This window comes from Streptomyces sp. NBC_01707 (assembly GCF_041438805.1).
Taxonomy (GTDB): domain Bacteria; phylum Actinomycetota; class Actinomycetes; order Streptomycetales; family Streptomycetaceae; genus Streptomyces.
Genome location: NZ_CP109190.1, coordinates 163,452 through 184,869 on the forward strand (window position 1 = coordinate 163,452; position 21,418 = coordinate 184,869).

18 protein-coding genes and 1 pseudogene are annotated in these 21,418 nt (G+C 66.1%); 11 read left to right on the forward strand and 8 right to left on the reverse strand.

Going from position 1 to position 21,418, the window contains the following annotated elements; all coding sequences use genetic code 11:
* Positions 1–167 precede the first annotated feature (167 nt).
* Complete coding sequence (locus tag OG963_RS00745; RefSeq protein ID WP_327425432.1) at positions 168–1,922, forward strand: tetratricopeptide repeat protein; 1,755 nt, start codon at positions 168–170, stop codon at positions 1,920–1,922.
* Between the two features lie 369 nt (positions 1,923–2,291).
* On the opposite strand, the gene OG963_RS00750 is transcribed toward OG963_RS00745, so the two are convergent.
* Entirely contained in the window at positions 2,292–2,528 is a 237-nt protein-coding gene (locus tag OG963_RS00750; protein WP_327425433.1) for a hypothetical protein, read from the reverse strand.
* Positions 2,529–2,855: 327 nt separating this feature from the next.
* Between OG963_RS00750 and OG963_RS00755 the strand changes: the two genes are divergently transcribed.
* The 4 genes from OG963_RS00755 to OG963_RS00770 all read left to right on the forward strand — a co-directional run bounded on the left by OG963_RS00755 (position 2,856) and on the right by OG963_RS00770 (position 5,480).
* Entirely contained in the window at positions 2,856–3,344 is a 489-nt protein-coding gene (locus tag OG963_RS00755; protein WP_327425434.1) for a hypothetical protein, read from the forward strand.
* A 10-nt stretch (positions 3,345–3,354) separates the two neighbouring features.
* Positions 3,355–4,509, forward strand: coding sequence for a C2 family cysteine protease (locus tag OG963_RS00760; RefSeq protein ID WP_327425435.1), 1,155 nt, complete (start codon positions 3,355–3,357; stop codon positions 4,507–4,509).
* Between the two features lie 5 nt (positions 4,510–4,514).
* Positions 4,515–4,766, forward strand: coding sequence for a DUF6406 domain-containing protein (locus OG963_RS00765; RefSeq protein ID WP_371798151.1), 252 nt, complete (start codon positions 4,515–4,517; stop codon positions 4,764–4,766).
* A gap of 102 nt (positions 4,767–4,868) precedes the next feature.
* Entirely contained in the window at positions 4,869–5,480 is a 612-nt protein-coding gene (locus OG963_RS00770; protein WP_327425436.1) for a DinB family protein, read from the forward strand.
* A 29-nt stretch (positions 5,481–5,509) separates the two neighbouring features.
* Here OG963_RS00770 and OG963_RS00775 read toward each other — a convergent pair whose 3' ends face one another.
* From OG963_RS00775 to OG963_RS00785, 3 genes are all read right to left on the reverse strand, one after another.
* Positions 5,510–5,653 (reverse strand): hypothetical protein, encoded by a 144-nt coding sequence (locus OG963_RS00775; RefSeq protein WP_371798152.1) that lies wholly within the window; start codon positions 5,651–5,653, stop codon positions 5,510–5,512.
* A gap of 147 nt (positions 5,654–5,800) precedes the next feature.
* Entirely contained in the window at positions 5,801–7,492 is a 1,692-nt protein-coding gene (locus tag OG963_RS00780; RefSeq protein ID WP_327425437.1) for an ISAzo13 family transposase, read from the reverse strand.
* A 153-nt stretch (positions 7,493–7,645) separates the two neighbouring features.
* Positions 7,646–8,962 (reverse strand): MFS transporter, encoded by a 1,317-nt coding sequence (locus OG963_RS00785; protein WP_327425438.1) that lies wholly within the window; start codon positions 8,960–8,962, stop codon positions 7,646–7,648.
* A gap of 88 nt (positions 8,963–9,050) precedes the next feature.
* On the opposite strand from OG963_RS00785, the gene OG963_RS00790 reads away from it, so the two are divergent.
* A complete protein-coding gene (locus OG963_RS00790) occupies positions 9,051–10,028 on the forward strand; it encodes a winged helix-turn-helix domain-containing protein (protein ID WP_327425439.1) in 978 nt (325 codons plus the stop codon).
* Between the two features lie 9 nt (positions 10,029–10,037).
* On the opposite strand, the pseudogene OG963_RS00795 reads toward OG963_RS00790, so the two are convergent.
* The 3 genes and pseudogenes from OG963_RS00795 to OG963_RS00805 form a co-directional block, all read right to left on the reverse strand.
* Positions 10,038–10,556: pseudogene (locus OG963_RS00795) on the reverse strand (IS5 family transposase); the annotation flags it as partial.
* A gap of 454 nt (positions 10,557–11,010) precedes the next feature.
* Positions 11,011–13,842: an N-6 DNA methylase gene (locus OG963_RS00800; RefSeq protein WP_327425440.1), complete on the reverse strand. Its 2,832-nt coding sequence runs from the start codon at positions 13,840–13,842 to the stop codon at positions 11,011–11,013.
* 216 nt (positions 13,843–14,058) lie between these two features.
* The gene (locus OG963_RS00805; RefSeq protein WP_327425441.1) at positions 14,059–14,256 is read right to left on the reverse strand and encodes a hypothetical protein; all 198 of its coding nucleotides are present in this window, start codon (positions 14,254–14,256) and stop codon (positions 14,059–14,061) included.
* 235 nt (positions 14,257–14,491) lie between these two features.
* Here OG963_RS00805 and OG963_RS00810 point away from each other — a divergent pair, with 235 nt between their 5' ends.
* The gene (locus tag OG963_RS00810; protein ID WP_327425442.1) at positions 14,492–15,586 is read left to right on the forward strand and encodes a hypothetical protein; all 1,095 of its coding nucleotides are present in this window, start codon (positions 14,492–14,494) and stop codon (positions 15,584–15,586) included.
* 264 nt (positions 15,587–15,850) lie between these two features.
* Here OG963_RS00810 and OG963_RS00815 read toward each other — a convergent pair whose 3' ends face one another.
* Positions 15,851–16,657 (reverse strand): endonuclease VII domain-containing protein, encoded by an 807-nt coding sequence (locus tag OG963_RS00815; RefSeq protein WP_327425443.1) that lies wholly within the window; start codon positions 16,655–16,657, stop codon positions 15,851–15,853.
* Between the two features lie 566 nt (positions 16,658–17,223).
* Between OG963_RS00815 and OG963_RS00820 the strand changes: the two genes are divergently transcribed.
* From OG963_RS00820 to OG963_RS00835, 4 genes are all read left to right on the forward strand, one after another.
* Complete coding sequence (locus tag OG963_RS00820; protein WP_327425444.1) at positions 17,224–17,718, forward strand: Pycsar system effector family protein; 495 nt, start codon at positions 17,224–17,226, stop codon at positions 17,716–17,718.
* Positions 17,715–18,443, forward strand: coding sequence for a Crp/Fnr family transcriptional regulator (locus OG963_RS00825; protein WP_371798153.1), 729 nt, complete (start codon positions 17,715–17,717; stop codon positions 18,441–18,443). The genes OG963_RS00820 and OG963_RS00825 overlap by 4 nt, the downstream gene beginning before the upstream one ends.
* 111 nt (positions 18,444–18,554) lie before the next feature.
* A complete protein-coding gene (locus tag OG963_RS00830) occupies positions 18,555–19,340 on the forward strand; it encodes a hypothetical protein (protein WP_327425446.1) in 786 nt (261 codons plus the stop codon).
* Entirely contained in the window at positions 19,340–21,394 is a 2,055-nt protein-coding gene (locus OG963_RS00835) for a hypothetical protein (protein WP_327425447.1), read from the forward strand. The genes OG963_RS00830 and OG963_RS00835 overlap by 1 nt, the downstream gene beginning before the upstream one ends.
* Positions 21,395–21,418 lie beyond the last annotated feature (24 nt).

Genomic DNA, 21,418 nt, shown 5'->3' on the forward strand with positions numbered 1-21,418 from the left:
TGGAACGGTCAGGCGATGCGATCGCCGCGGCCGCCCATGCGGTGGCCATCAGCGGCAATGTAAGCCAAGTGCTGGTCTCTGCTCCCCCGCCGCGCCAGCCGTTGCATTGGCCCGTCCGGTTGGGCTCGGTACCGGTGCTTGCGTCTGCATTCCAGGACCGGTCTGCGGTGCGCGATCGGATCGATCAGGCCAGGGCAGGCCATACCACGGTGGTGCTGGCCCAGGTCCTGTCCGGCGGCGGGGGCGTGGGCAAGACCCAACTCGCTGCCGCCTATGCCCACCAGGCTCTGGAGGACGGCATCGACTTGGTGGTGTGGGTCGACGCCAGTGACATCGAGCAGGTCATCGCACGTTACGCGCATGCCGCACAGGTCGTGGAAGCGGCGGCGGAACACCTTCTGGGCAAGAGTGCTGAGTCCGATGCCGGACTGTTCCTTCAGTGGCTGGCGACCACCCGACGCCCGTGGCTGCTCATCCTTGACGACCTCACCGATCCAGAGGCCATGCAGAAGTGGTGGCCGCCGTCCTCCGCTTTCGGTTGCGGCCGCGTCGTGGCGACGACCCGCCGCCACGACGCGGTGCTGTCCGGCGGCGGCCGAGCCGTGGTGGACATCGACACCTACAGCACGGAAGAGGCCGAGGCCTATCTGCACGAGCGGCTCGACTCGGCGCATGCCGCCCATCTCATGGACTCTCAGGCCGGTGAACTGGCTGCGGCACTGGGCTACCTGCCGCTGGCTCTGTCACACGCGGCCGCCTACATGGTCAACGAAGACGTCCCCTGTACGGAGTATCTTCACCGCTTCAACGGCAGCACAGCACGCCTGGACGACCTGCTGCCACGCACGGCAGACACCGAGGGCTACGGGCGGCAGGTCGCCGCGGCTCTCCTGCTCTCATTGGATGTCGCTCAAGCGAGCGAGCCCGTCGGCCTGGCTGTTCCGGTCATGCGTCTGGCCGCCGTTCTGGACCCGGCCGGACACCCCCGTTCCCTGTGGGCCAGCGACGCCGTCACCCACTACCTCGACACCCAACGCACCGTACCTCCCAACGGAGTTACCGCCGCCGTTGATCCCGACCAGGTGCGGGCAGCCCTGCGACTTCTGCACCGCTACGGCCTGCTCGCCGATCACGCTCAGGCTGGTTCCCGCGCGGTGCGGCTGCACGCCCTGACCGCACGAGCCGTACGCGAGTGCACTCCCGACGCCACGGTGCAGGCGGTCGTGAAAACCGCCGTCGACTCGTTGAGGGAACTGTGCGACGAGGTCCCGTGGTTCGACCGTGAGGCGACAGCCGTGCTGCGCACCAACATCGACAGCGTCGATGCACGCGCCGGGGACCTGCTGTGGAATGTCGAAGGCCATTACCTCCTGCGCTGGACTTTGCGCAGTCTGATCAGTGTCGGCCTTGCCACTGCAGTTCCCTACGGGCAGCGGCTGATCGGCATCAGCGAGCAACTGTTGGGCCGCGCTCACCCCATGACCCTCGTCGCTCGACGCGATCTCGCATGGGCCTGCCTCCTCGCGCGCCGTCACAAGGATGCCTTCACGCTCCTGCAGGAGGACTTACCCCACCAGGACGAGCGTCTGGCCCGTGAACGACAGGAGCCCTCTACGGCTGCCCGTGGGCGCGTCCATGCCCTTGCACTGCTGGAGGACACCGTTGCTGTTCGCGCACGACTGTTGGGTCCTGGAGACCCCGCGACCCTGGAATGCCAAGTCAAACTCGCCGTCCTGTACTGGTCCCGGGGCGACAGGTCGGCGGCCACTGCCCTGCTGAACCGATCCCTCACCGGCTGCCGGACAACGTTCGGCGCCGACCATCCGTACACCGTCTCGGTCGACAACCGGCTGTCCCACTGGCAAGAGCAGCACCAGAGGCGCTGGTGGAGTTGCACACGCAGCCAGTCCAAGCCGACGTAGCCAGCCGAACGATCGGGGCAACTCCCGCGCGGTGGGCGCGGCTTCCCGCCTCCTCACAGCCCTTCGGCCACGGTCGTCCACAGACCTCCGCCCCGGCGTTCAGGTGGAGGCGCCAGAATCCCAGGCACCGGCGAGCGGACCAGGTGGTCGACGTGCAGGCCATAGGGCCCGTCGATGTAACGGTCGCCGTAGGACGAGTGCCCCCGCTCAGCGCGCAGTTCGGCCCCCAAGCCTGGGCCATGACTGCTTTGGTAACCACTCAGCGCCGTAAGGGTTCTCAACGCTGTCAGGGAATCTCAGACAAACCGAGGGACCGCACCTCAAGCCCTTCCACACTCCAGGCCACAGATGCACGTTCCGTCAGACACACTACTCATCAGGCGACAGCCAAAAATCAAGATCAATCTCATACGCAAGCAGGGACACGAGCCTACGGAACAGCAGACGATCGTCTTCGGCATCGACGGCGACCTGCGCCACGAAAGAGCGATCGATCCTCAGCTCGCTCATCGGCAACCGTCGTAGATGCGCCATGGCATGTCTGACCAGCACAAACCTAGCCGCCCAGGCCACGCAGCCATATGGAAATCCTGAGCCGATCACCATGTTCCGAAACGATCACTAAATCTGCACCTCAGAGCCTGGCTGCATCTCAACTGCCCCAGGAAACCCCAGGTCAGATCCATGCCACACCACAGCAAGAGATCCCGAAACGATCACTAGATACACATGTCAGCACACCATTCACCTAGTGATCGTTAGCGGATTTGTCACACCGACGGCATGGATTACCCACTGCTGGTCCGCATGGAGGACGGCTCGTCACGCGAGGACTCAGCGGCCATGCATCCGGCATCCCCAGCCCCGATGGTCGCGCCACGCAGTGGGGCCTGCAGCCCAGACTGCGCCGCGGCTCCTTGCACGCTCCGGCAGTTGCGTACGGCACAACGCCTGACCGAACAGGACGAACTGCGAATCACCCTCTGGGCCGAAATGACCGTGGCGGCCCATCTGCTGGGCTGGTTCACTCCCCTGCCCGGGGAGGCCATGCGCCACGATCTCGCTCCGCACTGGACCTCGGACCGGCGCCTGGTGGAGTGCTCCATCGGTCAGGCGGTCGACCGAGCGGTACACAGCCGGGTCGGGGCCGTGGGCTCTCCAGGCGCACTGGCCGAGCACGTCGCCGCACTGATGCGGGCCCAACTCGACGGGGATGACCCCTGCCCGGTTGCGGAGCCGCAGTGGAAGGCCGGGAAGGGAGCTAGAACACGGCAGTACTACCACGGGCGTTACACGCCGTCCGTGCTGGAGAAGGCAGTCGGCTGCGGGGATCCGTCGGAGGAGTGGGCCAGGCGGTTCGCCCGCGTGCTCGCGTGCTTCGAACGCAGGCCGCGTAAGCCGGTGGCGTCCCCTCGGCCCTGAAGGAGAAGCTATGAGCGAGCTGTATACGTCCGACGGCGGAGCTGAGACGGGCGCCAATGCCGACTCCCTGCCGGTCGATTTCGGTGATGCCCGGGCGGAGCCAGTGGAGCCCGGCGAACCGGAGGATCCGCTCGATCTGGTCGGTCTTCCCTCCGAGTTCGATGAGCCGGTCGAACCGGAGGGCGAGCGGGAGCCGCTGGAGCTGTCTGCTCGCGAGGAGGGTCCCGAAGGGGGTTTCCTCGGGCAGGTGCGCGATGCGGTGTCCTGGTGGAAGGAACCGACCGAGGAAGCAGTCGACTTACACGCCACGGTCGATCGGCCGGACTTCAATGAGGTGACGCCGGCAGGAGAATACCGCTACGGTACGCCACTCGACGGCCCCGACGGAAAGCGCATCCCCTTGTTCGACGGGCCACCCGCCCGCGAGCAGACCCATCAAGGGAGGCTGAGTGACTGTGGAATCATTTCCACCATGGGCGCAGTCGCCGGACATCGCCCTGAGGTAATTTCCGACTGTGTCCGGGAGAACGGTGACGGCACATACGAGGTGACGCTTCACCAGACGAAGCGATCACATTACGGCGACTGGAGTCGCTTTGAGCCAACGGGAGCAGTCACTGTCCTGACCATCACGCCCGACCTTCCGGTAGCAAGTGACTCACCCGACCAGCCGGCCTATGCAAGGTCGAGCGCCAACGATGTGGCGTGGGTACCGATTCTGGAGAAAGCGATCGCCGGAGTCGACGCGACGTGGGACGAGGGCCGTACCAAGTCGGTCGAGGGCTACGTACGCCTCGGCCGGGGTAGTTTCCCCAATCACCGTGCTGAACTGCTCACTCAGCTCACCGGCGAGCCCGCATACACGGATGACTTCCCGACCCAGTTCGACATGCAGGGGCGCAGCCCTGACCGGCAACTCATAGAAACATTAAGAGAGAAACTTACGGATGGATGCCCGGTGCTGGTCGGCACGGTGAACCTGGAGCTCAACGATAGGCGTGACCTCCCCAAGGGGCTCTACGATGGTCATGCCTATGAAGTGACCGAAGTGGATGAACAAGGATTGATACATCTGCGCAACCCGCATAATTTTGCACATCCGAAACCACTGACGGTCGAGGACTTCAAAAAAAACATCAAGAACCGCTACACAACGATGGGGTGAATGTGATGGCCGATGAAGTCTTCCTTGAGCATGGAGTTCCTGGGGAACGGGATGGCGTCAGGTACGCTGTACGCCGTGTTCGCGCTCCAAAAGATCTGCCGGTTTCCGTAGCTCTCGTCGTTGTTACTGATCGGGAGCAGGATTACGACCTAGGCATCGGGGACACGTTCCCTGTGCGTGATGAGACCTGGACGCTCGACCGTGTAGAGAATCTTCCGAGGCCGGATTGGTGGGTTGTCCTCCGCAAGATCGAGTAGTGTCCCTTGGAGTTCGTAACAAGATCTTGCAGGGATGACCCGGTTGGGCGGGTGAGGGGTTCCAGCACCGGTCCGTCGCCAGTGATGGCAGAGTCGTCTCGCATGATCGATAATTTCGCGAAAGAGTACCTGCACAGCGATCTACGAGAGACGCGCGAGGCGGTCCTCTGGAAGCTCGATGGGCTCGCTGAGTACGACATCCGCCGCCCCCTGACCTCGACTGGAACCAACCTTCTCGGCCTGGTCAAGCACTTGTCGATCTGGGAGTCCAGGTACTTCGGCGAGGTCTTCGACCGACCGTTCCCCGAACCTATGCCCCGGTGGGACAACACCGGAGAACGTGGCGCCGACATGTGGGCGACCGAACAGGAGACGAGGAATGAGATCACCGACCGCTACCGGCGCGTGTGGGAGCACTCAGACGCGACGATCTCCGCCCTCACCATCGACGCCCCCGGCTACGTGCCCTGGTGGCCACGCCCCAACGTGAAGCTGTTCAACATCCTGGTCCACATGCTCACCGAGACCAGCCGGCACGCCGGGCACGCCGACATCCTGCGCGAACAGCTCGACAACTCAACCGGGACAACCGCCGAATACGCGACTCAGCAGCACGACGCAGCCTTCTGGGATGCCCACCGAGAGAAGATCGAGCGAGCTGCCAAAGCAGCCGTCACCATGCCTGATCACGCTAGTTCTACCAAGAGCTCGTAACACGGGGCTCCGTAGAGCTCGTGACACGTTCACGATCCAGCCCTCTTGAGGCGCCTCCAGCAGATGAGGCTGCAGGCCAACGAGATGAAGGCGTCGTGGAGTTCAAGGCGTCGTTCCCAGCGCACGGCGAGGCGCTTGAACTGGTGGAGCAGGGCGAAGGTCTGCTCCACCACGTAGCGGAGCTTGCCCAGGCCCTTGATGTTCGGGGCACCCTGCTCTTGGCCACCAGCGGCTCAACAAGTCCCGCCATCCCGCATAACGGGTTCGCGCCAGGTGCGTCGCCCCAGCGGTCCGCCACCCTCCTAAGGGCGTGCAGATCTTTAACTCGTCTTTTTGACCTTGGTCTGGGTGGAGTCGGGAGCGAGGAACGTCGCGACGTCTGCTGGTGTGCGGAGGCGGGCGGTAGAGGTGCTGATGGGGTGGCCGTGTGCTTCGAGGAGTGGGCGGACTTCCTGTTTCGCGCGGCTGATGGTCATGGCGGTGACGCCGAAGAGTTGGCCGAGGAGGTCCATGGTCGCGAGTTTGCGCAGGTGGAGCACGGTGACCAGGACCCGGTCGGCTGGGGTGAGTTTGGCTTTGGCACCTGTCCCAGGAGCCACCAGGCGCTCGTGACCGCGACGTGTGCGGAGCACTTGCTCGCGTTGAACCTTCAGTGCTGGAGTCAGCGCATCGATGAGCTCGCTGAGCCGTTGGCGGGTCATCCCGGTCAGTTCTGGGTCCTGCAGCGAACGCCGCGTGAGGCGAGGCGGTCTGCTCGCCAGGGCCTGGTCTGACGTGCTGTTGCTGGCCATCGCGTCTGCCGGATGTTGGGGGTGGAGGGTGTAGTTCCAGTCGCCGTGGAAGCGGTGCCGGGTGATCGGAAGGGCGGCGATCTCGTCGTCGCTGACCTGGATGCCGGTGGGATAGGAGTTGGTGTCGAGTTCGGCGTGCACGGTCAGGCCGGTCTTGGTGGTGGTCGCCGCGATGCTCTCGACGATGACTTCGTGGCTGGTCAGGGGCCTGCCCCGCCAGTTCATGGTGATGTGGGAGAACAGCCGGTGCTCGATCCGGTTCCACTTCGATGTGCCGGGAGGCAGGTGGCAGACGGTGATGGTCAGGCCGGACTCGGCGGCGAATTGGGCGAGTTCGGTTTTCCAGGTGCGGGTGCGATACCCGTTGGAGCCGCCCGCATCGGCGGTGATGAGCAACCGGCCGGCCGTGGGATAGGCGGCCCGCCCGGCTGCATTCCACCAGCGTCGGATCGATTCGACGGCGAACGCGGCGGTGTCGTGGTCGGTGCCGACGTTGACCCAGCCGGTGTTCGCGGCGACGTCGTAGATGCCGTAGGGCACTGCTCTGCCCAGCTCGCGGTCGGGGAAGTCGTGGGTGTCGACCCGTACCGGCTCGCCTCTAGGCTCCCATTCACGGCCGTTGTTCTTGAACGGGCCGACCAATTCCTTCTTCTTCGTGTCCACACTGATCACCGGCGCCCCGCCGTCCCGGTGGGCGCGGGCTTGTTCGTTGAGGTAGTGGAACTGCGCGTCCCGGTCGGGATGCTGCTTGCCCTCCAGAGTCTTGGCGTTGCTCTGCAGGCTGAAGCCCTCCTCGCGCAGGAGGTCGCCCACCGTGTCCGCACAGATCCTGTGACCCTGCCGGGTCAGTTCCTTGGCGAGCTTGCGGGTCGATTTGGTGGTCCAGCGCAGCGGCGACATGGGATCTCCGCGGACGTCGGGCTCGACCAGCGCGAGAAGCGCCTCCCGTACGGCCGGGCTCCGGTCGGCGACGCGTTTGCGGCCAGCGCCGGGTCGGCGGATCCGTCCCAACGGGGCCTCTCCAGAGGCGAGTTCGCGTATTCCGGCAGACACCCTGGCTTCACGGACGCCGGCGGCGCGGGCGACCGCTCTGATCCCGCCGTGGCCGAGGGACTGGGCCTCCGCTCCTATCAGCAGACGACGCTGCCGTTCGTCAAGGTGCGGCAGTATCGCCTCGAACTTGGCTGCCAGCATGGCCCGTTGCTCTTCCGACCCGCTCATGCCGGATCAACGAACCACCGAGCAGAAAGCCACGAGTTAAAGATCTGCACGCCCTAAGGTCGCCTAACACAATGAGCTATCGGAATGGCTGTCTGTCAGAGAGACGTGGCGGTGGGGTGTGTGACGGCTTGCGGCCGACCCGACGTGCGACGGTTACTGCGCAGGAGAACTACACGCATGCTGTTCGGTGCCGTTCTCTGATCCCGTTGAGTAGTTCGGGACGGGGGCCGGGGAGGTGGGCGGGTGCCAGGTGAGAATCCAGCCGGCGGTCAGCGCCGCCGCGCCGCCTGCCAGGGCGATTGCGCTGCCTGTTCCGATGCCTGCGGCCACCGAGCCGAAGCAGGCCGGTCCGACGCCCTGCAGCGTCATGTTGCCGGAGCCGAGCAGACCGAAGGCCTGGCCCTGGCCATCTGGCGGCAGAGCGTCCAGGAACGGCCGTTGCAGGCCGAGACTGTAGGCGAATCCGAAGCCGCAGAGCAGCAGCAGACAGGACGAGACGCCCACTCCGGGCTCGGCGGCGAAGCCGACCAGCGGCAATCCCATCAGCGCAATCAGCGGGACTACCAGTCGCTCCCGGGTGGGTGGTAGTAGGAGTCGGCCCACCAGCAAGTCGCCGACAAGCATGCCGACCGGCAGACAACCCATCAGCAGCGCGTACCAGCCGGGGGCGAAGTGGCGTCCTCCCGCGTAGGCGACGATCAGGCCTTCCGCGCCCGCTACGAACGCGGACGGTAGCCACTGGGCCAGCATCAGTCGTCTCACCGTGCGTCCGTGCAGCAGCAGGCCGGCACCGTGCAGGCTTGCCCGGACGGCCCCGCCATTGCCCCGAGCGCTGCCGGGTGTGCCGCCGAACTCTCCCGGCTGCAGCCGGGGTAGCCGGATGAGGATAGCGAGCGCGCAGCCGAGGTAGAGGAGGGCGCTTACCGCGAGTGCCCGGTGTGGGCCGAGTACCGCGACGGCCGCACCTCCCAGTGCTAGACCGAACAATTGCGCGCCGGAGGAGGCGATGTTGTTCAGTGAACGGCCCAGTACATAGGCGTCGCCCTGCAGCGACTGCGCGACCAGCCGACTCGACGCGCCGCCGAACACCGGTGTGGCGAGGGCGACCAGCGCCACGACACCGAGGCTTGCCGCGATCGGCATCCGCACCAGGGCGAGCAGCAGGGCGGCGGCGCACTCCAAGGCGTAGCCGCCGGTGATGAGCGCGCGGGGCGGCAGTCGGTCGGCCAGTGAGCCCAGCAGCAGCGAGCCGAACAGCTGCGGGAGGAAGCCGATGCCGAAGGCCAGTGCGCTCAGCAGCGCGGAGCCGGTGGCTGCGAAGACCAGAACCGAGAACGTGGTGATCCGCAGCGAGTCCGCAGTGATCGCGACGGTGCGGGTTGAAAAGAGCAGCCGGAATCGTGGCTCGGCCAGCACCTCCCGGTAGGTGGCACGGTGGTTGGCCTGCGCGGGTTCGGCGGTTGGGGTCATGACGCCCAGCCTCGCCGTGCGCCTACGCCACTCACCAATGATTCGTCGCTGGACGAATCGGAACAACGTCCCGCGGTAGCATGGCAGGGTGCTGCGCTTCGAAGTCTCCGTCGAGGACCTTCTGCGCAGCCGCTTCGCACTGTCGCCCGCGCTGGACCTCTGCCTACTGCTGCGCTCGCTCACCGGCCAAGACCGGCCGCTGCCGCGAGCATGGGCCACCCGGCTCATGCCGGCCGTTGAACGGCTTCGCCGCGAGACCGAACTGGACGCCGCCCTCGCCCTGCAAAGCCCGCAAGGCGGACCGAACTTCGTCGCCCCGCCCCCGCGCGGCCTCAACCAGACCTGGGCAGACGACCTGGCCATGATCCGGGCAACACCGCTGGAAGCGGCCCGCCACGAATTCGCCACCACCGCGACCGGCCCGTTGGCCCGCGATCCCCGCGTACGCGCAGTGCTGGACTCGACGGACGCCGTCTCCAGGATCGCCGAGGCGATGGACCAGGCGTGGCACGAGCTGCTCGCCACGGACTGGCCGCAACTGCGCGCGATCTGTGAGCGCGATGTCGTGCACCGGGTGGGGGTGATCGGCGAACACGGATGGGCCACGACCATCGAGAGCCTGCACCCGGGCATCGCCTGGCGCGCCGGCGGTATCGAGCTCGGCTTCTTCCGAGGCGGAACAGTCCGCCTCGCCGGCGACGGTCTCCTGCTGATCCCTTCGGTCCTCGTCGGGAATATCGCCGCCCACCTGGAAGACCCCTGGCCCAGGACCTTGATCTATCCTGCCCGCGGCACCGCCGCCCTGTGGGGCGAACAGGAGACCGTCCCCCAACCGGACGCGCTGACCGCTCTGGTCGGCCGGGCCCGAGCCCGGCTGCTGTTGACGCTGGACGCCCCGGCCAGCACCAGCCACCTCGCCCGAAGCCTCGCCATGGCACCCGGCGCGGTAGGAGACCACCTCGCCATCCTGCGACGCGCGGGGCTGCTCGTCCGCGCCCGGTCCGGACGGGCGGTGCTCTACCGGCGCACCCCACTCGGTGAGGCACTGGTCGCCGGTTCGGACTGAGGGCGCAGATCAGCACTGTTTTTTGAGGCGCCGCCAGCAGATGATTGCGTAGCCGAGGGTGAGAAAGGCCTGGTGGATGTCAGCGCAGAATTCCCACCGGATACGCAGCCGACGAAACCAGCGCAGAAGTGCGAAAGCCGCTTCGACGACCCAGCGGTTCTTGCCCAGGCCGCTTCCGTGCTCGGTGCCGCGCCGGGCAATGAGCGGGCGGATGCCCAGCTCACGGACCTGACGGCGGTAAATGTTGTGGTCGTAACCGCGGTCGGCGTAGAAGACGTCAGGGCGCTGACGGGGACGTCCGCGCTTGCCGCGGATGGGCGGTACGGCGTGGATCAGGGGCAGGAGTTGGGTGACGTCGTTGCGGTTGCCACCGGTCACGGCGGCGGCCAGGGGTATGCCGTGGGCGTCGACAATGATGTGGTGCTTGCTTCCCGTCTTGCCCCGGTCCACTGGCGAGGGCCCAGTGGCGTCTCCGCCCTTCAGGGCCCGCAGGTGGGAGCCGTCGACGGAGGCGCGGGACAGGTCCAAGGAGCTCCCGGTCTACTACGTCTTCAACAACCTCGACGTGCTCACACCCCATAACGTACTGGTGACCGGCCGCACAGGCCCCTACGCACGCGCTGGCTCCGGCTCCCCTACCACCTCGTCGCTCTATCCCGCTCCCTCGCCTTCGACAGCGCCTTCGGGACCCCGCGCCCCTGCAGCGAACTACCGACCGCCGCCTGACAACCAAGCCTGCATGGCAGAGACTCGTCTACTCCTTCGAATCCAAGACGCGGGGGCGCGGCAGCACCTTCGATTGGCGCAGATCCTGGCCTGTAGTGCGTTCAGAACTTCTCAGATCAGCCCGTGGAAAGCATGCGTTTCGTCTTGGTCCCTGCCCCTGGGTATGCGGGACTCGGCGCGGTGCCTGGTGGTGCCTGCGACGGCCCTGTCCTGGCATTCCTTTCGGGTTGAGCGGCAGGCAGGATCGTGTGGGCGTCTAGAGGGTGGCGGGATCGCCGGAGGCTAGGGCGGAGGCAAGGTCGGTGGTGGCGGTCGCCTCCTCGATCCGTTCAGATTCGGCTACTTCGTGGTAGGCGACGAACCGGGTGCCGTCAGGCTGGAGACGGCTGAAGTAGTAGCAGCTGCTGTTCGATCCGAACGTTGTCGGGCGCAGCTTGATCAGTGGAGCTAGTCGGAGCGCGCTTCCGCTGTCGCGGGAGACGAGGTAGAGGCCGTCCTCCTCCAGGGGCAGGCTGGTCTGGATCCGCTCCTGTTTGAGCGTTGTGTTCGGTCCCATCGCCAGGTCTACGTCATGGTGGTGCACCCCGTTCCTGAACCGGGCGCCGCCGGCGCGCACCAGGGGGAAGTCCAGCCAGCCGGAACCGATCAGGTTCCGCAGGGTGTGTATGTGGCCGGTCAGGATATCGAGCTGCTCCTTCAGGGAGTCGTCGCCTGTCGTCCCGGAGTGGCCGCTCCAGGTGTTGCGTCGTTGGATCACTTCTCCGAACAGGTTCGTGACGTCGGTGCTGAGGAGGGTGTCCAGGAAGTCTGGTGGGGCGTCGGCGAAGGCTGCTCGTGCTCGTGCCTGCTCGTCGGTGTCGGTTCCGGTCAGTGCAGTGCGGTATCTCTTGGTGAGGCGCTGCAGGATGATGTGCCAGATGCCGAGGGTGGCGCGCTCGGGGGTGATTCCCACGTCGTGGAACTGTGCGGCGAGGGCAGGGAGTTCCTGTTCGAGGCGTGAGCGGTCCTGGAGAAGGGCGGAAAGAACGACGGTGGCGTGGAACTGGATGGTGGCGTCCCAGAAGTGGAACATCTGGGCGTGGCGGGCGTGGAGGTTGTTGTCGCCTTTGGATTCGTACGCCCATAGGGCGCTGGCTATGGGGAAGGGCAGGCTGGCTGTCCATTGGGCGAGGTCTGCTGACGGGATGAGGCGGTTGGCCTCTCGGTAGATGTCGGAGCGCTTCTTAGGGTCGTTCCAGAGCTCTCGGTGCGAATCGATCAAGTGACGGCGGGCTGCTACCAGTGCGCGTTCTGTGCGGGCCATGTCCCGCTGGACGGACAGGTCCGGCAGGGCGATCAGGAGGTCGTCAGCCATGCGCCATGCCTGGGAGAGGTTGACGGTTCGGGGGCTGACGTAGCTGTCGCTGCCGGAGCCGGTGGCCGCTGAACGCAGGCGCCGGCCCAGGGGGGAATTGAGCCAGCCCGCAAGGTATTCGGCGTCCGTGTGTGTGTCCCTGGTCCGGAGCACGAGGATGCGGTTATCGGGTGCGGCTTCGCCTGGGTCCCCGGTCACTGCATCCAGATGGGGTTCGATGGGGAGGATGAGAGCTTGCTCCCCCGTGACGGATGACAGCATGGCGGGGCGGTCGGCGGATTTAGCCGAGGGGATGTAGGAGATGTGCTCGGTCAGCTCCGTCAGGCGGGCGGTCTTCCAGCCGAGCTGGGTGAGGTCTCTCAGTGCACGCGGAGTTCGGTCGGTTCTGAAGACGCGGTCCACGTCGAACCTCGTGACCTGTGAGTTCGGTATTTCCCTCACGTCCGGTCTCGTCGTGGCATACCGGGTGTCGCGCCACGCTTCGGTGGCGGTGGTTGTCGGCAGGAGCATGGTCAGGGACGGTACGTCGCGTGGCTCGGGCTTGCCGGTGGCTGCGGTGGTGTGGTGGGTGACGGTGACCTGGCGGAAGGAGAGATCCTTTGCTGAGGCTGTTCTGCTGTAGGCCGTCGGCTTCTGATGCTTCAGGCTCCGAGCCAGCTCGTCGAGGGCTGCCCCGCTGATCGTGCGGTGCTCACGTCGGCGGGTGTCCCCGTCTCCGTAGAAGCCGCGGAGGTCGATGAACTGCACCTTGTTCCGGCGCGACTTGGGCTTGTTGTTGGAGAAGATCAGGGCGAACAGCCGGAAGCTGGTGCTCGTGCTGAGCCCTTGGGGCAGGGCGACTACGGCGTCCAGGAGGTCTTGGTCGAGCAGCCAGGTGCGGATCGTGGTACCGCCGGTGTCGTGCAGCGGCCCGGTGGCGGTGAACATAATGCCTCGGCCGCCACCCTCTGCCGGATCTCGAAGCTTGCTGAGCAGGATCTGGGCAAACAGCAGGGAGGCGTTCTGGGGCTGTGGAAGGCCGGCGGGGAAGCGTCCATCCGAGCGGGCGGCCTCTGCTGCACACCCCGCGAAGCTGTCGTTCCACGACAGGTTGTAGGGGATCTCTGCCACCGTGTAGTCGAATCGACGGTTGGGGAAGGCGTCGTGTTCGAGGGAGTTCGACCGGCTGAATTCGGCGTCGGCGCCGAGGAGTAAGGCGTGGGCCCGGGCGCGTTGGACCGTGGCCGCGTTGACGTCCTGGCCCGCGATGGTGGCAGGTGTTCCTGTCTGCTCAGCCAGCGCGTGTGCCGTATCCAGCGCCAGGGTGGCGGAGCCGCACGCCGGATCGTAGAGCTGCGTCGCCTCGGTGCTGGATTCGCGCTCGTATGCCGTCAGGGCGGTTCTGGCGATCTTCACCAGAGAGGTGGACGTTGTGAACTCTCCACGGTGGTCCGAGGCGGAGTAAGGCCGCAGCAGCATCCGGGCGTAGTGACGTATCTGGTTCGGGGTGTAGCCGTGCAGCGCCTGCTGCTCGCCTTGCAGTGTGGAGTCCAGCGTAGGGATTCTGCGCTGTGCCTGTCGTGCAGCATTCTGCAGGTGGTCGAGCTCCGGCGCAGGCAGGCCCGTGGTCCGGGTTCTCCAGTCCACCGCGTTCCACAGCAGCATGTCAGCCATCTCGCTGACATCCATACGCCCCCGCAGGGAGTCAAGGAGACGCCACAGGCGCTGTTCGACCGGCCGCTGCTCTTCGGTCATGTGGGGCCCTCCCGGGGTTGTAGGCGCGCGGAACCGGTGGGGCCGGCCCGTTGGCGGTGCTCGGCGGCACTCGCGAGAGGGATCAACTTAGCGAAAAGGGCGTGGTGTTGCGTCGGCTGGGCGCGTGTGAGTGGGGCTGCGTCCAGCAGTCTGGCCTCAGATCCGGAAGGAGCAACAGCTGACGCGGGCGGGACGGCACAGGAACGAGAGACGACGTCAGGACAGGTCGTCGGTGGGGCGGCCGCGCCGTAGGAGGTCTCGTAGGCTGATGCCGCGCCGCTCAGCGAGCCTGGTGAAGGCGTCCTGTTCGCGCTGCCAGGTCAGCGCCCGCTCGGTCATCGCCTGCCGAACGTACTCGCCCAGGCTGGCGGCGTGGGCCGTGATCGCGGCCTGCTCAGTCGGAGTGAACTGCATCCGGTACCTCCCGAAAGACGGCCCGCTCCAGCGGCAGACCAGGCTTTGCCATCCTCGCGCAGCCGCCCTGACCGCCGCTGCGCGTCATCGTGTGTGGTCGTCAGCTACGGGGCAGACGCATTGTCGGCCGTGTTGGTAGCTTTCGATACTGTCCCTGCCGTGGCTGTCCCTTGCGTGCTCTGCGACGGGGCTGTGGTTCGACGGCACGTCTGGGTCCGCCTGAGGGGAATCTTCGATGCATGCCGGATCTGGTAACAGGGGCAGCGACCGGGACTGGTCCTTCCGATACGCGGATCCGTACGGGGGGTTCAACCCGTACGGATGGAACAATGCCGATCAGGAACGGTTCGCCGCGGTGTGGACCAGGGACGGTGATGATCTTGTCGATGCCCTGATCGAGGCGTACGGGGCGATGTGGCCCTGGGTATGTCCGCAGCGCCTTCTCACGCGCCTGCCGGCGCTCGCGGAGAGCCTGCATGATCTTGCTCTCCGGAAGCTGATCGGGCAGGGGCACACCTACCGGGACCGGTCGGACGCCGTGTACGAACATGCCGCCATGTACGGTCCCTTCCATGCTGCGCGTGCCCGGCGGTCCTGGCCGGATGCGCTCCCGCAGACCTGTCCCCTGTGCGCAGCCGTTTTCACTGCCGGGCAGCTCAATCCGTGGATCATCCGCCAGTTCGGACCTGCGCGCTGGTGCAAGCAGTGCTGCATGCAGGCCCGCAATGGCCACGGGGGTGCTGTGACGCCGCGCGCAGCCCGCCAGGCGCTGACCGCTCTCTCGACGAGCATGGGCGCCGCGCCCCCACAGGACTTCTGCCAGCGTCCCGTTCCTCTCGACCTTCCAACCGAACAGCGAGACGCCATCGTTGGAGCCATGGCCGCATGCCCGCCCGCCCCGACCCTCCGCAGCCTGCTGGGTGCCGGCAGCTGGATCGAGGTCCTGCGCACGACGGACATCGTCCCCGACGCCTGGCGCCCAGCCCGAGGAACCTACTGCATCGCCGCGGACGGCCATCCATGCCGCTCCCTGGCCGAGCGCACCATCGACGACTGGCTCAGCCGCCACGGCGTCGAGCACCAGATCGAACCGGTCTGGCCGCCTCACCCAGAGCTCAACGGGCACGGCCGCCGCCGCGCCGACTGGCGGCTGCCCGACGGCACCTACGTCGAATACGCAGGCCTGACCAGCGACGACTACCTCGCAAAGATCCAGGCGAAGCAGCAACTCGCCCAGCACGCCGGTATCAAGCTCATCGTCCTCACCCCCCTAGACCTGGTCAATCTGGCCGAGGTACTGGGAGTGTGGACCAGCAAGATCCGCACCTAATCGTGCGGGCTGGCCCGCTCTTGGCTCACCCCTTCCGCCGTTCGGGAGAAGTCCATTTCACTGCCGTGAGCCAAAGGCCCCGCACCAGCGGGACGCGGCGTCGCGTCACCGGGACGCTGATGGCTGCTGCGCCAGTCAGCGTGGAGCTGTGCACGAGTTCGCCGAACCCGGCCCGGGGTCGTGTGGCCCTGGTGATCTCCGCGAACCAGCCGGCTCACCCCCGCAGCGAGCCCCGCCGGTATGCGATGGGGGGCTCCGTGTTGCTCAGGCTGCTTGCCGCCGTAGGTAGGCGATCGCCTTTTGGAGAACGTCGAGGTTGTCATCGAAGTGGCCGATGCCGAGGTTGCAGGAACGACACAGCAACCCGCGGATCCTGCCGGTCCGATGACAGTGGTCGACGTTGATCTGGCTGCCGGTCTCAGCGAAGGGCCGGTCGCAGACCCCGCACCGGTCGTCCTGCGCCTTCAGCATCGCCAGGTAGCCCTCGACGGTGAGGCCGTACTCCTTCTTCAGGTTCTGTCTGAAGGCGACCGTGGCGCGGCACCGCTTGCAAACGCGGTTGCCGTCGCGGTTGATCCAGACGTTATTGCCGTCGAGTAGGTGGCCCTTGTAGCAGTGGGTCTTCTCCCGGTTGTGCGACCTGCGTTCGCGGGAGGCCGGGTCGATGCCCTGGGAACGCAGCTTTGACTCCCAGGAGCACTGCCGACAAGACCAGGCCCCGGTGACCGGGTTGGTATAGAGATTCTCTTCGTCCAGCGGATGCCCGTTGGCGCACAGGTCGGGCACGACCCGCTCCTTTTTGGGTGCACCGAACGCCTGCTCGCCGAGGTCGCGCCACAGGCGGGAGTGTGTGTGATTGACGCACAACCGCTTGTTCGGGCAGTTACGAGTGAGCGTCTGGCCCTTCTTCAGGGCACCTCCGTGGTACTCGTACATCCATCGCTGTACGTAAACGAGCGGGTTCTCGCCGCGCTGGTACCGGTCGCCGTCGTAGTACCGAGGACGTCCGTCCTTGTCGGTGTCTCCGGTCCAGATCATGCAGCCGGCGTTGGCGAGCTTCACGTTGGCCATAACGACGGCGATGCTGATCGGCGGCTTCTGTCCTACGAGCTCGGTTGTTCCGTTGCGCTTGAATCGCCGGTAGCAGGGCTGGCACATGCCCCTACGAGAGGCGAGCTTGCCGCAGCCCGTACTGCACGTTTTCGACATGTGGGCCAGTGAAACAGCCTCGGCCCAGTGCGTGACGGGGAATCCATAAATCTCGTACCGTATTGAGGCCCCAGATGTAGGATCTGGTGCCCAGTCCAGTGGCCGCACTGGCGGGGCACCATCCAAAGCGCTGAAGGCGAAACACACACCGCCAACCTCGCCCTTGAATGCCTGGACGGGTCGGCAAACAAGCACAGCGTCGCCCGTGCCTCCATAACGGTCCGCCGCGCGGCACAACTCATCTTCGTCAGAGCCACCCGCCTCACACCCTCCTGCTTGCCCCGGCCACCTCGCGCGAACGGGCGGAGCCTCACACCGCCATTCTCGGCCAAAGTGCCATAAGTGGGTTTTCCGACTGGTCGCTGTGTCCAGGCTTCAGGCCAGGACCGGTGATTGAACGGCCGGTTGACGGCTAGGGGGATGGCTTGATGGCGGTTGAGCCGACGGAGACCGCGTGGCGTATTCAGGCGGCTGTTGCGGATTGGACGGCCAAGGCTGATTCGAAGGCGTCGTTCGCTCTGACAATGCAGTCCACGGCCTTGGCGGTTCTGGGGCTGCTGGCGACATCCAAGCGAGCGTCTGGTGATCTCGACTCCGCTGCCCCGCGTCTTCTGTTGTGGATCGGCGTGCTGCTGATGGTGGGCGGAGTCAGCTGCGCGGCTTGGGCTATCTCGCCCAACCTCCGCAAGGAACGACGAGGGCCGGAAAACGATGACGACTTCCTGTACTTCGGGCACGTCCGGCACCTGGACCCGGAGGTGCTGGAGGCCGCGCTGCGGAACAAGGACCCGTTGCCGTCGTTGTCCCGGCAGGTTGTGGTGATGAGCGAGATCGCCTGGAATAAGCACCGCCGGGTGCAGTGGTCGCTGATGTTGGCGGTCGCGGGATGTGCCGCCTTCGGCCTGGCGACCGTCGTCGGATGACACACCAGGAGAGCACCGTGATGAACTTCCGCTCCCTGGTATCCACCGACGTCTGGCGCGACCTGATCGACCGCGGTCGTCAGCGGACCTACCCATCCAAGTCTGTGCTCCTCGCGCAAGGCGAGTCACCCGACTGCGTGATCGCATTGGTCGAAGGCCTGGTAAAGGTCGTGCAGAGCAACGAGTGCGGCGACGAACTAACTTTAATGCTGCGCGGACCTGGCGAAGTCCTCAGGGAAATGGGTGCCTTACTTGGTCGTCCTCGCTCAGCCACTGTCACGGCGGCGCGCCGCTGTACCGGCGTGGTGCTGCCCGCTCATGCCTTCCGCGGCTACGTTGAGCGGCATCGTCTGGAGACGGTCATCTACCAGCTGACCGTGGAACGGCTGAACAGCCACGAGCGCCTTCGGGCAGACCTCGTACACCTGCCCCCTACCGGACGCGTGGCCCGAGTAGTGAGTCGTCTTGCGGACGAAGTCGGTCACCCCCAGGGAGTGACCGGCCTGCTCGTGGAGCTGGGGATGCCCCGCGCCGAGCTGGCCACCATGGCGGCCATGCGCCGTTCATCCGCACTTGCAGCCCTGGGCCAACTCCAGTCGGCCGGCATTCTCACGCTCGGCCGTCGGCGTCTAATCATCACGGATGTGGCCCGCCTCAAGGCAGTCGCCCGAGGGGAGGAGCTCCCCGGCGCCAAAGGCCGCGACGACGCCACACCTGCGATGTGACTCACCACACGCCCGTACCGTCCAACGCTGGACCATTCCGTTCTTGCCTCTCGACGAGCGTTTCCTTCGCCGTCATTCGCGGCGAAACACACGCGACGAGAGGAGCAGCACTTGTTGCCGTCATGGGAGCCGTTGTGGCCCTACCGGGCAGTCCTGGCCGTGGACGCCCGGAATTTCAGTGCGCTGGACAGCAAGGGCATGCAGCAGGTGAACGCCGATATCCCGCCATTGCTGGCGCAGGCACTCAGCGAGAGCAACGTGAGCGCTCACTGGGAGCGGCGTATGTTCGGCCAGCACACCGGCGACGGCTATGTCGCCGGCATGGATCCGGAAGTCCTGCCTGCCCTGGTGGGTTGCTTCCCCGAAGCCCTCCGGGCAGCTCTCGCTCGCCGACGGGCCGAGACCCCGGCAGGCCCGCCCCTGCAGCTGCGGGTCAGCATTCACGTTGGCCCGCTGCCGAACAGCGGACTGGGCGTGCCGATGGTGCACATCCACCGCCTCCTGGACGACGACGCGCTGCGAGCCGTGCTCAACCGTGCGAACCCGGAGATCACCAACACCGTGGTGATCATCTCGCAGCGCGTGTACGAGGACGTAGTCGAAAGCGGATGCGTCAACGGCGATGTCCTGCCAAGCCAGTTCACCAGCCACCTGGCGAGGGCGAAGAAGTTCCAGCAGCCGGCCTGGATCCACATCCCCGGGTTCGACTGGAGGCTCGCGGACCCGGACATCTTCGAACCGGTCAACGCCACTGATGCGGTCACTGAGCAGCCGAAGGCCCCGGCGTCCATGGCAGCTCAGGCGGCTGCACCGGTCCCGGGCACGGTGAACTTCAGTCACCACGGAGAGCACGGCGTCCAGACGTACAACCTCTTCGGCACGGGGCGGGGGCAGTGATGATCGACCACGAGCAGGGGAACCAAGACCGCATCAAGCCCACTTCACCGTCGGCAGAGTTCGTCGCGCCGCACGAGCACGCAGGTTCCCCTCCACCGCCAGAGGGCGGCGAGCCGAACGGCCAGACGCATCCCAGCTCAGTGAGTTTCACTCACGCCGGCAAACACGGCATCCAGGCCTACAACCTGCACCTGAACGGCGACCAGGCGATCCCCGTCCCCATCACCGAGAGCGATGCCGACTACAGGGCGAGCCAGGACGGCCGGTTCGTCCCGCCGCGCAACACAGATCAGTGGCAGGCCGCTTCCAAAGAGCTGAACGAGTACGGAATCGTCGTGCTCTGCGCAGCCCAGGGCACCGGCCGACGCACGGCTGCCATGCGCCTTCTGCGTACGGCGACCACCCCTCCGCCGGCCATCTTCGGCCTCGACCCGGAATGGTCCAAGCCCTCGATCCGCCCGCTGCCGAAAGAGGCGGGGACGGGATACCTCCTCGATCTCTCCGACCTCGCGGAGCAACCCGGCGAGCGGCTAGGCACCGACCTGGTCGGCCATGGGGCGGAACTACGCAAGAACAACTCCTTCCTCGTCATCCTGGCCACACCCGCCGACTGGTACGGCCACTGGGCCGAACCCACGCTGCCTTTCACCACCCGGTTGGAGTCTCCCGACGCGCGGGCCCTCGTCACAGCGGAATTCCGGACGCACCACCACGGCGATCGTGTGTTCTGGCTGGAAAGGAAAGAGTTCGCTGACATCTGGAAAGCCAACCCGTCCGCGCGCGCCGCGTGGCGTCTGGCCGACCGTCTGCTCCACGCTCCCGGCCCGGAGCAGATCCAGGCGATCGTCGACGAGTTCGGCGACTGGCACACGGAAGTCGAGAAACTCCTCAGCAAGGATCGGGCGAGAGGGAGCGACGCACAGCTGCTTTCCACCCGGGTCACGGTCTGGGCCGGCGCCCTGCTGCACGGGGGACAGCGCAGGTCCATCGTTAAGGCAGCCGAAGACCTCCTGACCCGACTCGGCCACGAACGCAGCCCCGCCAACGTTCTGACCGACGCCACCACATCGAGCCGGCTGAAGGCCGCGGAGATCACTCGTGAGGGGGATCGCGCATTCCACGACACGTTGAAGAAAGGCCTGCCTGCCGCCATCCTGCGTCACTTGTGGGACGAATTCCCCACCCAGCACGAACTCCTGCGCAGGTGGGCCATCGGCATCGCTGCAGACCGGACCGTCCCGGAAGAAGACGCCCGCCTGGTCACCACTGCACTGTGGATGCTGGCGGTGCACCGCCATGACCGAGCCATCCTCGACGGGCTGGCGAGCGACCTCAATGGCCCCCGGAGGGCCCTGGCCGTGGAGGCCCTTACCAATGCAGCCGGAGATGCCGAGTTCGGCCGCTACGTCAGGGACCGCCTGCGCCAGTGGATGGATGCCCAAAACCCTTCGGACAACAAAGTTGACCTCGTCATCGCAATGTGTGCAGGCACCTGGGGAATGCAACAGCCGGCCCTCGCACTGACACGGCTGGGTAAAGCCGCAGGGCACAAGGCATTCGGCTCCGCAACCGTCGTAACTGCCTTCAGGCAACTCGCGTTGCACCGACCGGACGAGGTGCGCAAAGCCGTCGACCAATGGCTCAGCGACGCCGAAGCCCGGCCCGACGACGACACCCTGCGCCGCCAAACTCTCGGATCCTTCCTCGCCCTCGTCTCCAGCGATGAGGGAACAGACCTCATCCTGAACGACACACTCGCCCCCGAGGCCCGGCTGCGCATCATCCACGCATGGCAGAAGCTGCTGTCCACCGACGACGCCGTGGACGCGGTCGTCACGCAACTGTCGCAATGGCATGAGCGATTCCAAGAGGCCGTCGATCGCCGGGAAGTCGTGGTGGACGTCCTCGCCGACATCTTCACCCCGCCCAGCCTCCGCCCCGGTCTCGACCGGCTCATGGTGACGAAAGAGTCGGCCATTCTTCCCTTCTGGCGCGAGGTCCTGGTGCTGGCCGCCAACCGCTACCAGTCGTCCAAGGAGGCATCGACCCCTTGACGACCGATGGACCTGGCCCGTGGT

What these genes read in the sequence shown, in the direction of transcription:
- OG963_RS00750 (WP_327425433.1), bottom strand. Translation starts at nt 2,528, where the DNA reads ATGGTGATCGGCTCAGGATTTCCATATGGCTGCGTGGCCTGGGCGGCT.
- OG963_RS00760 (WP_327425435.1), top strand. Translation starts at nt 3,355, where the DNA reads ATGAGCGAGCTGTATACGTCCGACGGCGGAGCTGAGACGGGCGCCAAT.
- OG963_RS00765 (WP_371798151.1), top strand. Translation starts at nt 4,515, where the DNA reads ATGGCCGATGAAGTCTTCCTTGAGCATGGAGTTCCTGGGGAACGGGAT.
- OG963_RS00770 (WP_327425436.1), top strand. Translation starts at nt 4,869, where the DNA reads ATGATCGATAATTTCGCGAAAGAGTACCTGCACAGCGATCTACGAGAG.
- OG963_RS00780 (WP_327425437.1), bottom strand. Translation starts at nt 7,492, where the DNA reads ATGAGCGGGTCGGAAGAGCAACGGGCCATGCTGGCAGCCAAGTTCGAG.
- OG963_RS00785 (WP_327425438.1), bottom strand. Translation starts at nt 8,962, where the DNA reads ATGACCCCAACCGCCGAACCCGCGCAGGCCAACCACCGTGCCACCTAC.
- OG963_RS00800 (WP_327425440.1), bottom strand. Translation starts at nt 13,842, where the DNA reads ATGACCGAAGAGCAGCGGCCGGTCGAACAGCGCCTGTGGCGTCTCCTT.
- OG963_RS00805 (WP_327425441.1), bottom strand. Translation starts at nt 14,256, where the DNA reads ATGCAGTTCACTCCGACTGAGCAGGCCGCGATCACGGCCCACGCCGCC.
- OG963_RS00810 (WP_327425442.1), top strand. Translation starts at nt 14,492, where the DNA reads ATGCATGCCGGATCTGGTAACAGGGGCAGCGACCGGGACTGGTCCTTC.
- OG963_RS00815 (WP_327425443.1), bottom strand. Translation starts at nt 16,657, where the DNA reads ATGGCCAACGTGAAGCTCGCCAACGCCGGCTGCATGATCTGGACCGGA.
- OG963_RS00820 (WP_327425444.1), top strand. Translation starts at nt 17,224, where the DNA reads ATGGCGGTTGAGCCGACGGAGACCGCGTGGCGTATTCAGGCGGCTGTT.
- OG963_RS00825 (WP_371798153.1), top strand. Translation starts at nt 17,715, where the DNA reads ATGACACACCAGGAGAGCACCGTGATGAACTTCCGCTCCCTGGTATCC.
- OG963_RS00835 (WP_327425447.1), top strand. Translation starts at nt 19,340, where the DNA reads ATGATCGACCACGAGCAGGGGAACCAAGACCGCATCAAGCCCACTTCA.